Here is an 11,693-nt window from a genome sequence, read left to right on the forward strand (position 1 = left end):
GTGCCTACCCTGCCGCTGCCACCGAGCTGCCGGCGAAGGAGCGCGCCAATGCGAGCATCAGCCAGGTCATCAGGCCAAGGCCGACCGAGAGCGCCGCCGAGGTGGCCAGGTTTCCGGCCAGCGTGAACTCCGTGTAGATCAGCATCGGCAACACGTCGATGTTCGTGGCCAAGGTGAATGCCGTTCCGAACGCACCCATCGCCGTCGCGAACGCGATCGCGCCGGACGCGATCAGCGCCGGGGTCAGCGCCGGCAGGATCACGTCACGCAGCACGGCCCAGGGGCTCGCGCCGAGCGATCGGGCCGCCTCCTCCAAACCGGGGTCCAGCTTCTGCGCGGCAGCCATGATCGTGAGGATCACCCGCGGAATCGAAAAATAGAGATAACCGAGGAACAGCCCGTAGATCGAATAAGCGAATACGAGCTTGTCGCCGGTGAGCCGAGACGAGACCTCCCCGATCATCCCCTGGCGGCCAGCCAGAAGGATGATCATGAAGCCGACCACGACGCCCGGGAACGCGAGCGGAAACGTCAGGATCGCGACCAGGACCGCGCGGCCCGGAAACCGGTGACGCTGCAGGAACAGGCCGGCGATCGTCGCAATGACCAGGGTCGCGATCGTGGTGGCCGCCGCCAGCGCCAGCGTGTTGAGAAGTGTCGTGCGGTAGCGCGGCTCGAGGATGATCGCGAGATATTCGGCCAGACCGTGCGGTCCCTCGGCGCCGGTGACGAGCAGCCTCGCCATCGGCAACAGAAAGAATGCCGAGGTGACGGCTCCCAGGGGCAGCAAACAGAGCCGGACGAAGGATTTGTGCGACATGTGATCAAGTGCACCTCCGCCGGATCGTCTCCGGCGGAGGCGCGGCGCTCCTTTAGCGAACCTCGGACAGGTAGCGGTCGACGAAGCCCTTTTGTGCGGCTTCCATATCGCCCCAATTCACGCTCTTGGCGCGAGCGTAGTCGCTGTCCGGCAGGAACTTGTTCTTCACCGATTCCGGCAGCTCGATCGGGCGCGCCGGACGCAGATAGGCATTGGTCCAGATCGCCTGGCCCTTGTCGGAGAGCAGATAGTCGATGACCTTCTTCGCCTTGTCCTTGTCGGGCGCGTTCTTCACCAGGCCGACCACATAGGGGAAGACCACCGAGCCCTCGCAGGGAATGACGAACTCGAAATTGCCCTTCTCGGTATACTTCGCGCGGTAGGCGTTGAAGTCGTAGTCGAACAGGATCGGGATCTCGCCCGAGACGACGCGCGCATAGGACGTCTGCTTCGGCACGATCGGATCATTCTTGCGTAGATCCTTGAAGAACGTAAGGGCCGGCTCGAAATTGGCCTGCGAACCGCCGAGCGCAAGGTTCACGGCAACGGCGCCGACATAGCCGACGGCCGCCGAGCTCGGATCGAGATAGCCCACCATGCCCTTATAGTCGGGCTTGAGCAGATCCTTCCAGCAGGCCGGAACAGGCTTGCCACCGAGCGCGTCCTTGTTCACGAACAGGCCGAGCGTGCCGGAGTGGATCGTGGTCCAGTAGCCGTCCGCATCCTTCAAGCCGGCGGGGACCTGATCCCAGTTCGCGGGCTTGTAGGCGTCCAGCACGTCCTGCGCCTTCGCCTTCATGCCGAAGGTGACGCCGAAATAGCCGATGTCGCCGACGGGGTTGCTCTTCTCGGCGAGGATCTGCGCCAGCGCCTGGCCGGAGTTCTTGTTGTCGTGTGGAATGTCGTAGCCGAGATCGGTCTTGATCGCCTTGAGCATCGAGGCCCAGTCGGCCCATTCCGGCGGGCAGTTGTAGCAGATGACGTCCGCGGCCTTGGCCGGCTGCCATGATGCGGCAACACATAGCGCGAGCAGCGCGAGAACGAGGCGAGTGAGCTTCATGAAGACGGACTCCGTATGTCCTGGCATGGCAGCCAGTTCCGGAGCTTCCCCTAAAGGCGGCACATGAAGGATTTGCGACAGTCGGTGCAGCACACACTGCCGGCACCGCATCCTGACCGTTCGTAGGCGAACGATCGCAACCTTCGGATGCCCCTCCGGTCAGGCGATGGCGCGGCGGCCGATGATCGCAAAGCGCAGCTTGCCCGAGATCCAGTCGATCGCGGCCACCGCCACCAGGATCATCAGGATCAGGAACGACACCTTCTGCCATTCCAGCACGCGGATCTGCTCGGCCAGTTGTAGCCCGATGCCGCCCGCGCCGACGATGCCGATGATCGTCGCCGAGCGCGTGTTGGATTCGATGAAGTAGAGCACCTGGCCGGCAATCACCGGAAGAACCTGCGGCAGCAGGCCGAAGCGGATCTCGTGCAACGCGCTGCCGCCGGCCGCACGCACGCCCTCGACCTGCTTCCGGTCGGCGCTCTCCATCGCCTCCGAGAACAGCTTGCCGAGCGCACCGAAATCCGAAACCGCAATCGCCAGCACGCCGGCGAAGGGCCCGAGGCCGACGACGTTGATCCAGACCAGCGCCCAGATCAGCGTGTCGACGCCGCGAATGGTGTCGAACAGGCGACGCACCGGAAAGCGGAAGACGGCCGACGGGACGATATTCCTGGCCGCAAGCAGGCTAACCGGAAGCGCGAAGACGGCCGCCAAGGTGGTGCCGAGCACCGCGATCGAGAGCGTCTCGCCGAGCGCCTTGAGATAGATCGGAAGCGACGAGCCAGGATCTGGCGGCAGCATCATTCGCGCGATCCAGCCGAGCTGGCCGAGGCCGGACAGCATCCGCGACGGCGAGAAGTCGAGATCGACGAGACCAAAGACGAAGATGGCCAGAGCCAGCAGCAGCACGACCGGCGTTGCGAAACGTGCGGACAGGGACCGATTGAAAATATGCGGGTAGCGCTCGGCAAGCTGCTTCGCGTCCGGTGAGCCGGAGATGCTCATGTGCGGGCCTCCGAGCCGAACAGGCGGCCGCGTAGCCAGCCGGTGCCGATATCGATCAGGAACACCGTGACCACGATCATGACGAGAATGGCGCTGACGTCGGAATAGTAGAACTTGCGGATCGCGACCACGAGCTCCTGGCCGATGCCGCCGGCGCCGACGAAGCCCATCACGGAAGCCTCGCGCACGTTGATCTCGAAGCGCAGCAAGGTGTAGCTGGAGAAACCCGCAATAACCTGAGGGAGCACGGCAAATCGCATGCAGGACAGCCAGCTCGCGCCGGTGGCGCGCACGCCCTCGACCGGCTTCATGTCGGCATTCTCAACGACCTCGGAGAACAGCTTGCCGAGCGCACCGCTCGAATGAAGGGCGATGGCGAGCACGCCCGGGATCGGCCCAAGCCCGAAAGCAATGACGAAGATCAGGGCGAACACGACGCTCGGAACGGTGCGGGCGAATTCCAGGAGCCGGCGCACCGTGAAGCGGATCCACGGCGCGGGCGAGGTGTTCTCGGCGGCGAGGAAGTTGAGACCGAATGCGACGAGCATTCCGGCCATCGTGCCGACGTAGCTGATCAGCAGCGTCTCTGCCAGCAGCTTGATCCACTTCTTGAAGCCCCAGAACCATTCGGGCAGATTGGTCCAGACCCGCTGCCCGTCGTCGAGCGTGAAGATGCGATCGAAGTAGCTGATGAAGTTGCCGAAGTAAGTATAGAACGTCCGCAGATTGACCTCGGCACCGATGGCCGCGGCGAAGAGCACCGCCAGGAATACCATGGCGGACAGGGCAAGACGCAATCGACGGCGCGAAACGGCCCGCCGATAGGTCTCGTTCAGAGCCGCAAGCTGCTGGCTCGGAAGGATCGAAACGGCAACAGCCATCGGCTTCGTGCTGCTCTTGGTTCGGACGTGTGAGGGATTCTTCAACGGACGAGCCGGGCCCCACGGGACCCGGCTCACCATCGATGGATCGTCGATCAGGACGCCTTCTTCCGCAGGCTGTCGACGAATTTGATCAGGTCGATCGTGCCGTCCCAGTCCTTCGTCGTGGCAGGGTGGAAGCCCTTCTTCTGGCCGTCGGAGAGACGGTCGAAGGCGGCCTTGTCCTTGATCGGCGCATCGAAGAAGGCCTTGGCGATCGCCGATTTCAGATCGTCCGGCAGGTCCGTGTTGTAGGCGTAGGGGCCGTTGATGATCGGCGCCGACTTGTGAATGATGCGGAAGTCGTCCTTCTTCATCGGCGAACCGTCAGCGTTCTTCAGCATGCCCTTGGTCAGCATCTGGGCCAACGTCGAATCGTTGTCGCTCGTCCATTGGTTGGCCGCGATGTCGACAGTCCCCTGGGACAGGGCCAGCACCGCGTTCTCGTGGCTGCCGGTGAAGACAACCTTGCCAAAATACGTCTCGGCGTCGGTCACGCCCATTTTGTTGAGCTCGAAGCGGGGCACGTTGTTGCCCGACGTTGAGTTCGGATCGACGAGGCCGAGATTCTTGCCCTTGAGGTCTTCGACCTTCCGGTACGGGCTGCTCGCCTTGACGAAGAACACCGAATAATAGCCGGTGCTGCCGTCGGAGTTGATGTCGTTGGCGAAGGCATCGGTCTTGACGCCGGTGAGCCGGGCGCGGGCAAACGACGCCGAGCCATAGCTCGCGATGTGGATGTTGCCGGCGCGCTGACCTTCGATCACGGCCGCGTAATCGTTGGCGATACGCAGCGTCACCTTCACGCCCAGCTCTTTCGAGAGATAGTCCACGAAAGGCGTCCAGCGCTCGGTGACACCCGAGGCGTTCTCTGCCGGGACCACGGCGAAGGTCAGCTCAGGATACTTCGCCTTCCAGTCCTCGGCTGACGCCGAGGCCGTGAAAGCCAGCGCAGCGACGCCCGCCAGAACGATGCGACGATTGATCATAACATGCCCTCTTGTTGCAGTAAGTAACAGGTCTCGCCCCCGCGCCATGCGGAAGCTCGAGCTTGCAGAAATCCGCGTCTCAGGCCACGGCGGCTTCGCCGAGTGCCGGCACCGTTGCCGCCGGTGCCGGATGGATCGAACCCATCACCTCGTCCGCCTCGAGATCGTAGAGCTCACGTGCGATCTGCGCCGTCAGCGCCGACGGCACGTCGTCGAACACGATCCGTCCGGTCGCCATGCCGATCAGGCGATCGCAATAGCTGCGCGCCAGATCGAGCGAATGCAGATTGCAGACGACGGTGATGCCGAAATGCTTGTTGATGCGCAGCAGCGCGTCCATCACGATCTTGGTGTTACGGGGATCGAGCGAGGCGATCGGCTCGTCTGCGAGAATGATCTCGGGGTTCTGCACCATCGCGCGCGCGATCGCGACGCGCTGCTGCTGCCCGCCCGAGAGCTGATCGGCGCGCTGCGCTGCGAGGGAGGCCATGTCGAACTGCTCGAGCGCGGACAGCGCCATGGCGACATCCTCCGCCGGCCAGAGCTGCGCCAGCGAGCGCCACGACGGGATTTCGGCGAGTCGCCCCATCAGCACGTTCGTCAGCACGTCCAATCGGCCGACCAGATTGAACTGCTGGAAGATCATCGCCGAGCGCGCACGCCACTGCCGCAGATCGCGGCCGCGCAGCGCCGTCACGTCGAGATCCTTGAAGAGGATGCGGCCGCCGCTCACCGGGCTCAGACGATTGATGGACCGCAGCAAGGTCGACTTGCCGGCGCCGGAACGCCCGATCACGCCGACGAAGCTGCCGGGTGCAACTGAGAAGGATGCATTGTCGACTGCGGCTTTCATGCCAAAACGGCACGTCAGGCCATCCACCACCAGCATTGAATTCTCCAGACGCCTCGCTCTGGCCTATCGCTAGCGTCTGGATTCTACAGTTATGTGACAGCGACACCGCAGCGCCGCACTCGTCCACACGCCGGTCGCAGTCATGCAGATGTCACGCGCCTGTCATAGGGGAGATCCGACACCTTCACAGATGTAGAGAGTAGAGTCAGGACGTGAGATGGCCGGCAAGTCGCTTTCAATTGAACCAACCGTTGACCCTTCGGCCAAGCTCCAGGACGTGACGCTTGGCGCCTATTGTGAGGTCGGCGCCCGCACCATCCTGCAGGAGGTGACGATGGGCGACTACTCCTATGTGGTCAACGATTCCCAGATCACCTACACGACGATCGGGAAGTTCTGTTCGATCGCGGCGATGACCCGGATCAATCCGGGCAACCACCCGATGCAGAGGGCGACGCAGGCCCATTTCACTTATCGCGCCAGCGCCTATTTTCCAGGAGAGCCCGACGATGTGGAGTTCTTCGCCTGGCGGAGAGAGCATCATGTCCAGATCGGACACGATGTCTGGATCGGCCATGGCGCGATCGTGCTGCCGGGCCGCAACATCGGCACCGGCGCGGTCGTGGCGGCCGGAGCCATCGTCACCAAGGACGTTCCGGCCTATACCATCGTCGCCGGCAATCCGGCGCGGCCGATCAAGCGCCGGTTTCCGCGCGAGGTCGAGCAGCGGCTGCTGGATCTGGCGTGGTGGGATTGGAATCACGAGGCGCTGCGCGCGGCGCTGCCGGATTTCCGCAAGCTCGCGATCACTGCGTTTCTCGACAAATACGAGGCTGCCCTCGACGCGCGCGTCGCGGTGCGGCAGAGTGCCGCCCCATGACCGATATCTCCATCTCGCGGGGCCGCTGCCTCGCCGATACCGACCTCGTAGACACTTCCTTGATCATATCCGGCGGCGTGATCGCTGGCATCGGGACACCGGGACGCCGGTCGGGTCTCGAACTCGATGCGGAGGGGCTCACCGTGCTCCCCGGCATCGTCGACATCCACGGCGATGCGTTCGAGCGCCAAATGATGCCGCGCGCCGGGGTCGATTTCCCGACAGACGTTGCGCTGATCGACAGCGACCGCCAGGCCATCAGCAATGGCATCACCACCGTCTTTCACGCGACGACCTGGTCATGGGAGCCGGGCCTGCGCAGCGCCGACAATGCGCGGCGCCTACTCGAATCGATCGAAGCGCTGCGCCCGCGGCTCGCAGCCGACACGCGCTTCCATCTGCGCCACGAGACCTTCAATCTCGACGACGAGGAGGAGGTCGGGCGGTGGCTCGCCGACCGGCGCGTCGACCTGTTCGCCTTCAACGACCACATGGATTCGACGGTGGCGAGTCTGGACAAGCCGCACAAGCGCCAGCGCATGGTCGACCGCACCGGCTTGCCCGGCGCGGAGTTCGACCGGTTGGTTGCGCGCATCGCCTCTCGCGCCGATGCCGTTCCGGCTTCAATCGCGCGGCTGGCCGACATCGCACGCAAGGCTGGTGTCCGCATGCTGTCGCATGACGACGACAGCCCGGCCATGCGCAAGGCGTTTCGCAGCCAGGGGGTGACCATCGCAGAGTTTCCGGTCAACGAGGAGACCGCGCGCGAGGCCGCTCAAGGGGGCGACGCGATCGTATTCGGCGCGCCCAACGTCGTCCGTGGCGGCAGCCATACCGGGTGGACGAAGGCGAGCGACATGATCGCCAAGGGCCTCTGCTCGGTGCTGGCCTCCGACTACTACTATCCCGCGCCACTGCTGGCAGCGTACCGGCTTGCGGCCGACGGCGTTCTTCCGCTGGCGCGCGCCTGGGATCTGATCTCGGGCGGCCCTGCACGCGCAGCCGGGCTGGCGGACCGCGGCATGCTCGCCGAGGGCCGCCGCGCCGATATCATTCTGGTCGACGACCGCGTACCGTTGCGCCCCCGCGTCGTCGCTGTGATCGCGTCCGGCCGGCTGGTCTATCTCACCGAGACGGACCGGCTGAACGCCCGGCCGGCGCGTGCCATGGCGGCGGAGTAGCGAACCATGGCCAAATTTCCGCGCTATGCGATCTACTATGCTCCACCAGCAACAGCCGACCTGGCGGAATTCGGCGCGCGCCTGCTCGGTTACGACGCGTGGAGCGGCGATGACCGCAGCTTTCCGAGCGAGATCGTCCGCGCGGTTCCAGACTGGGCTGAGCTGACCGCAGACCCGCGCAAATACGGCTTTCACGCGACCTTGAAGGCTCCGTTCGAGCTGGCGGATGCGGAGAGCGAAGCCGCGCTCTGCGCCGCTTGTGCTGAGTTCGCGGCCACGCCGCGAGCCGTCCCGGCCATCCGTCCGATCGTGGACGCGATCAGCGGATTCATCGCGATGATCCCTGGCGAGCCGTCCCCCATCCTGCAGCAGTTCGCGGCCGATTGTGTCCAGGCCTTCGAGCCGTTTCGCGCACCGATGACCGCCGACGACCGTGCTCGGCGCAAGCCGGATCTGCTGACACCACGGCAGCGCGATCATCTCGATCGTTGGGGTTATCCCTATGTCATGGAGGATTTCCGCTTCCACATGACGCTGACCTGCCGGCTGTCCGACGAACGGCGCCGGCCGATCCTGACGATGCTGCAGGAGAGATTCGCTGCACTGTCACTGACAGAGCTCCGGATCGACAGGATTGTGTTGTTCCGCCAGCCCAGTGCCCACCAGCGTTTCCGCATCATCGGAGACTGGCCGCTCACGGCCGTCCAAGGCAGCTAGCGGCGTCAGTTCGGCATGGCTGCATGGTGCGGCGGCGCCTCGCGGCCGAACACCGAGAGCGGCGGGGCGATGTCGGCGCGCTCGCGCGGCAAGGCTTCGCGCATCTCCCGCTGCAGGAATGCAATCAGCTTCTCGCGCACCTCGCAGCGCAGATCCAGGCCTGCGGCGCATCCAGGCCGATGAAAATCTGCGAGGAGACTATGGTCAGATCATCGCGCAGCAAGGCGAAATAACAGACGCGATCTGCTGAAAAGCTGACAACACTGTGCGCTGTGCCACACCTTGCATCGTGCCGCGCCGTGATCTGCCGACGGCTTGTCGCCTTGCTGCCGCTTCAGGAGTCGCCGTGGTCAAACGTGCATCGCTACTAAGGCGATAATGTCAATTTTGCCACTTCGGCCGCACAAAGAAATTGCACGTCGGCCGCCGTCGAGACCGTCAACACGAGGTCGCATGGCACTCCGACTCAGCGGGACATCAACCTCCTTTTGCCGTGGCGACGACGCGCGCGCTCCAGCTGTCGTCGCTCGATGTCCGATCGCAATGTCACGAAGCCGACGCTCTAAGCCAGCTCCATCCACAAGCTCCCCATCGCCACGACCTCGCACTTGCTGCATGTTGCCGCCAAGTGTCGGGTTTTCGACAATCCACTGATATTAAAAACGAATGGCATATCGCTTGCAATGCACAATGAGCCTCGCTATTGCAGCGCAATAATTTTCTTGGAGTGCCCCAATGCTCGGAATCGGAAGCAAGCTGCCATCGTTTGAAATCGTCGGCGTGAAACCCGGCTTTCATCTTCAGGAGGAGAAGGGCGAGAGCGCCTTCGAGACCCTGACCGAGACCAGCTTCCCCGGAAAATGGAAGATCATCTTCTTCTATCCGAAGGACTTCACCTTCGTCTGCCCGACCGAGATCGCCGAGTTCGCGCGCCTTGCGAAGGATTTCGCGGATCGTGACGCCGTCGTGCTCGGCGGCTCGACCGACAACGAGTTCTGCAAGCTGGCTTGGCGGCGCGACCACAAGGATCTGCACAAGCTGCCGATCTGGCAATTCGCCGACACCAAGGGCGCATTGGTCGACGGCCTCGGCGTCCGCTCGCCCGACGGCGTCGCCTACCGCTACACCTTCATCGTCGATCCCGACAACACGATCCAGCACGTCTATGCGACCAACCTGAATGTCGGCCGCGCTCCGAAGGACACGCTGCGCGTGCTCGACGCGCTGCAGACCGACGAGCTCTGCCCGTGCAACCGCGAAGTCGGCGGCGAGACCCTGAAGGTCGCCTGATCATGTCGATCGAGCAACTGAAGGACCAGATCCCGGACTTCGCCAAGGACATCAGGCTCAACCTGTCGTCAATGGCCTCCGACGAGACGCTGTCGCCGCAGGCCAAATATGGCCTGTTCGTCGCGTGCGCGATTGCGACTCGCAATCCGAGCGTCGTGGCGGCGTTGGAATCGGTTGCGGCCGCGCAGCTGTCGCCCGCCGCTTTGGCGGCGGCGAAATCGGCCGCCGCGATCATGGCCATGAACAACGTCTACTACCGCTTCGTGCACCTTGCCTCGAACAAGGAGTACGCGACGATGCCGGCCCGGCTGCGGATGAACGTCATCGCCAACCCCGGCATCGACAAGGCCGATTTCGAGCTGTGGTCGCTCGCGGTGTCCGCCATCAACGGCTGCGGCACCTGCATCGATTCGCACGAGAAGGTCCTGCAGGACGCGGGCGTGCCCGCGGCCACGATCCAGACCGCCGTACGCTTTGCCGCCATCATCCAGTCGGTTGCCGTTGCGATCGAAGCCGCTTGTGTGTCCGTCGCGTTGGCGGCGGAATAAAAATCGATCGGATATGTGAATGCGGCCGGCATTGTCCGGCCGCATTTGTTTTTCGCCCTTTCTCGCCTGAGTTGCAGAGTTTCGCGGCGCGCCTGCAACTCCTCGGTCCGCTAAGCCCCTGACCTCGCGGCAAAGTCGAGATGACTGCGGCATCCTGATACTCCAGCCGATCTTTCCGCAAAGCGCAGAACTCGGCCTCGGTCTCGCGCATCGCGAGCAATCACCGATGCGGCGCGCCGGGAAATTTCCATCAAATAGCCTTACCTACTCACCCTTCCCGACAAGAACATTGATCAGCTTAGGGACCAAGCAACATCGATTGTGACCAGGGCGCGCGAAAACGATGGCGTGCATGTCGGAAGGAAACCGGACCTGTCGGTCTCGACGGAAGCGTTGATGCAATGTCCCCGATGTCGCATCATGCGCGCTTCGGTTGGACCGCGCGCGCCCGACGTCCTGAAGCTATCTCCCACGACACGTTCGTCGGAGACAGGAGGCTAGTGATGAGTGCTCCAGATCAGAACGATCCGGCGAAACCAGCGCCGCCCTGGGCGAACGAAGAGCTCCGCAGATATGCGCCGCGCCGCCGCCAGACGGAGGCCGGCCCGACGGCATTCGATCCGCCCGCCGACGGCGTCCCCCTGCCGCATCATCTGGTGTCCCGGCCAAGCTTCCTGCCGGCGCGGCCAGCGGCCTTTGACCTCGACGATGAGGAGGTGCACCGCGCCTGGAGCGCGAAGCTCGATCCCGTGGTGATGCCCCTGCCGCCGGAGGATCCGGACAAATCGTTGCGGCTGGGCAGCATCATCAAGATCGGCGCCGCCGTCGGCATCGCGGCCTCCATTGCCCTGATGGTGGTCAACATGGTCTCCTTCGAGAACGGCGGGCCGACGCCGGGCGGCAAGAGCCCGATCATGCCGACCGCCGTGCTGGAAAGCCTGGCCCAGATCGATCCCGCGGAAGCCAAGGTCGCCCAGGAAGACCCGCCGCAGACGGTCGCCGCGCTCGCGGCTCCCAGCAGTACAGAACTGGCGATGCGGCCATGGCCCTCGGCGCCCACGTCGCCTGCGCCGGCCGCGGCAGCACCGGCGGTCTCGCCCCCCTCCCCTGCGCTCCCGATGGCCTCGCCTCGCCCGACCGTTCCGTTGCCGCGAGACGAGGTCGATGCGCTGATGAAGCGCGGACGCGACCTGCTCGCCGCGGGCGACGTCGCCAGCGCGCGCCTGATCCTGACGCGGCTTTCCGACGCCGGGATTGCGGACGCCTCCCTCCTGCTCGCGCGCACCTATGACCCGGCCGAACTGACGAAATCGCGGTTGCTCGGTGCCGTTCCCGACGCAGCCAAGGCGCGCGCCTGGTATCTCAGGGCTGCGGAGCAAGGATCGCCGGAAGCCAGCCGACGCATCTCGGCTGCGCGCTAACACATA

The 11,693-nt window shown here is 64.3% G+C and carries 13 protein-coding genes; 6 read left to right on the forward strand and 7 right to left on the reverse strand.

All coding sequences use genetic code 11. The annotated features are described in order from the left end of the window. Nucleotides 1-4: 4 nt before the first annotated feature. The 6 genes from QX132_RS29575 to phnC form a co-directional block, all read right to left on the reverse strand. Nucleotides 5-820 carry an ABC transporter permease gene (locus tag QX132_RS29575; protein ID WP_316163549.1) on the reverse strand — a complete coding sequence of 272 codons (816 nt, stop codon included), beginning with the start codon at nucleotides 818-820 and terminating at the stop codon, nucleotides 5-7. A 52-nt stretch (nucleotides 821-872) separates the two neighbouring features. Next, a complete protein-coding gene (locus QX132_RS29580) occupies nucleotides 873-1,880 on the reverse strand; it encodes an ABC transporter substrate-binding protein (RefSeq protein WP_316163550.1) in 1,008 nt (335 codons plus the stop codon). 159 nt (nucleotides 1,881-2,039) lie between these two features. Beyond that, nucleotides 2,040-2,888 (reverse strand): phosphonate ABC transporter, permease protein PhnE, encoded by an 849-nt coding sequence (gene phnE / locus QX132_RS29585; RefSeq protein ID WP_316163551.1) that lies wholly within the window; start codon nucleotides 2,886-2,888, stop codon nucleotides 2,040-2,042. After that, nucleotides 2,885-3,769, reverse strand: coding sequence for a phosphonate ABC transporter, permease protein PhnE (phnE, locus tag QX132_RS29590; RefSeq protein ID WP_315741003.1), 885 nt, complete (start codon nucleotides 3,767-3,769; stop codon nucleotides 2,885-2,887). The genes phnE (QX132_RS29585) and phnE (QX132_RS29590) overlap by 4 nt, the downstream gene beginning before the upstream one ends. 95 nt (nucleotides 3,770-3,864) lie before the next feature. Then, complete coding sequence (phnD, locus tag QX132_RS29595; RefSeq protein WP_316163552.1) at nucleotides 3,865-4,797, reverse strand: phosphonate ABC transporter substrate-binding protein; 933 nt, start codon at nucleotides 4,795-4,797, stop codon at nucleotides 3,865-3,867. 79 nt (nucleotides 4,798-4,876) lie between these two features. Beyond that, nucleotides 4,877-5,686, reverse strand: coding sequence for a phosphonate ABC transporter ATP-binding protein (gene phnC, locus QX132_RS29600; protein ID WP_315741001.1), 810 nt, complete (start codon nucleotides 5,684-5,686; stop codon nucleotides 4,877-4,879). Between the two features lie 181 nt (nucleotides 5,687-5,867). On the opposite strand from phnC, the gene QX132_RS29605 reads away from it, so the two are divergent. The 3 genes from QX132_RS29605 to QX132_RS29615 are packed head-to-tail and all read left to right on the forward strand — an operon-like array spanning nucleotide 5,868 to nucleotide 8,428. Next, complete coding sequence (locus QX132_RS29605; protein WP_315741000.1) at nucleotides 5,868-6,530, forward strand: chloramphenicol acetyltransferase; 663 nt, start codon at nucleotides 5,868-5,870, stop codon at nucleotides 6,528-6,530. After that, the gene (locus tag QX132_RS29610; protein ID WP_316163553.1) at nucleotides 6,527-7,711 is read left to right on the forward strand and encodes an alpha-D-ribose 1-methylphosphonate 5-triphosphate diphosphatase; all 1,185 of its coding nucleotides are present in this window, start codon (nucleotides 6,527-6,529) and stop codon (nucleotides 7,709-7,711) included. Before QX132_RS29605 ends, QX132_RS29610 begins: the two co-directional genes overlap by 4 nt. A 6-nt stretch (nucleotides 7,712-7,717) precedes the next feature. Further along, on the forward strand, nucleotides 7,718-8,428 hold the full coding sequence (locus QX132_RS29615; RefSeq protein WP_316163554.1) for a DUF1045 domain-containing protein: 711 nt from the start codon (nucleotides 7,718-7,720) through the stop codon (nucleotides 8,426-8,428). A 5-nt stretch (nucleotides 8,429-8,433) separates the two neighbouring features. Here the strand turns inward: QX132_RS29615 and QX132_RS29620 are convergent, their stop codons facing one another. Further along, nucleotides 8,434-8,568: a hypothetical protein gene (locus QX132_RS29620; RefSeq protein WP_409999314.1), complete on the reverse strand. Its 135-nt coding sequence runs from the start codon at nucleotides 8,566-8,568 to the stop codon at nucleotides 8,434-8,436. 595 nt (nucleotides 8,569-9,163) lie between these two features. Here QX132_RS29620 and QX132_RS29625 point away from each other — a divergent pair. From QX132_RS29625 to QX132_RS29635, 3 genes are all read left to right on the forward strand, one after another. Continuing rightward, nucleotides 9,164-9,718 carry a peroxiredoxin gene (locus tag QX132_RS29625; RefSeq protein ID WP_315713058.1) on the forward strand — a complete coding sequence of 185 codons (555 nt, stop codon included), beginning with the start codon at nucleotides 9,164-9,166 and terminating at the stop codon, nucleotides 9,716-9,718. Nucleotides 9,719-9,720: 2 nt separating this feature from the next. Next, the gene (locus QX132_RS29630; RefSeq protein WP_315740997.1) at nucleotides 9,721-10,266 is read left to right on the forward strand and encodes a carboxymuconolactone decarboxylase family protein; all 546 of its coding nucleotides are present in this window, start codon (nucleotides 9,721-9,723) and stop codon (nucleotides 10,264-10,266) included. Nucleotides 10,267-10,769: 503 nt separating this feature from the next. Then, the gene (locus tag QX132_RS29635) at nucleotides 10,770-11,687 is read left to right on the forward strand and encodes a sel1 repeat family protein (RefSeq protein ID WP_316163555.1); all 918 of its coding nucleotides are present in this window, start codon (nucleotides 10,770-10,772) and stop codon (nucleotides 11,685-11,687) included. Nucleotides 11,688-11,693: the final 6 nt, after the last annotated feature.

The organism is Bradyrhizobium sp. SZCCHNRI20481 (assembly GCF_032485055.1).
Taxonomy (GTDB): domain Bacteria; phylum Pseudomonadota; class Alphaproteobacteria; order Rhizobiales; family Xanthobacteraceae; genus Bradyrhizobium.

Bases quoted from the DNA above. Each gene is read 5' to 3' on its own strand.
- phnD (WP_316163552.1), bottom strand. From the start codon at position 4,797: ATGATCAATCGTCGCATCGTTCTGGCGGGCGTCGCTGCGCTGGCTTTC.
- QX132_RS29580 (WP_316163550.1), bottom strand. From the start codon at position 1,880: ATGAAGCTCACTCGCCTCGTTCTCGCGCTGCTCGCGCTATGTGTTGCC.
- QX132_RS29575 (WP_316163549.1), bottom strand. From the start codon at position 820: ATGTCGCACAAATCCTTCGTCCGGCTCTGTTTGCTGCCCCTGGGAGCC.
- QX132_RS29625 (WP_315713058.1), top strand. From the start codon at position 9,164: ATGCTCGGAATCGGAAGCAAGCTGCCATCGTTTGAAATCGTCGGCGTG.
- QX132_RS29605 (WP_315741000.1), top strand. From the start codon at position 5,868: ATGGCCGGCAAGTCGCTTTCAATTGAACCAACCGTTGACCCTTCGGCC.
- phnE (WP_316163551.1), bottom strand. From the start codon at position 2,888: ATGAGCATCTCCGGCTCACCGGACGCGAAGCAGCTTGCCGAGCGCTAC.
- QX132_RS29615 (WP_316163554.1), top strand. From the start codon at position 7,718: ATGGCCAAATTTCCGCGCTATGCGATCTACTATGCTCCACCAGCAACA.
- phnC (WP_315741001.1), bottom strand. From the start codon at position 5,686: ATGCTGGTGGTGGATGGCCTGACGTGCCGTTTTGGCATGAAAGCCGCA.
- QX132_RS29610 (WP_316163553.1), top strand. From the start codon at position 6,527: ATGACCGATATCTCCATCTCGCGGGGCCGCTGCCTCGCCGATACCGAC.
- QX132_RS29630 (WP_315740997.1), top strand. From the start codon at position 9,721: ATGTCGATCGAGCAACTGAAGGACCAGATCCCGGACTTCGCCAAGGAC.
- phnE (WP_315741003.1), bottom strand. From the start codon at position 3,769: ATGGCTGTTGCCGTTTCGATCCTTCCGAGCCAGCAGCTTGCGGCTCTG.
- QX132_RS29635 (WP_316163555.1), top strand. From the start codon at position 10,770: ATGAGTGCTCCAGATCAGAACGATCCGGCGAAACCAGCGCCGCCCTGG.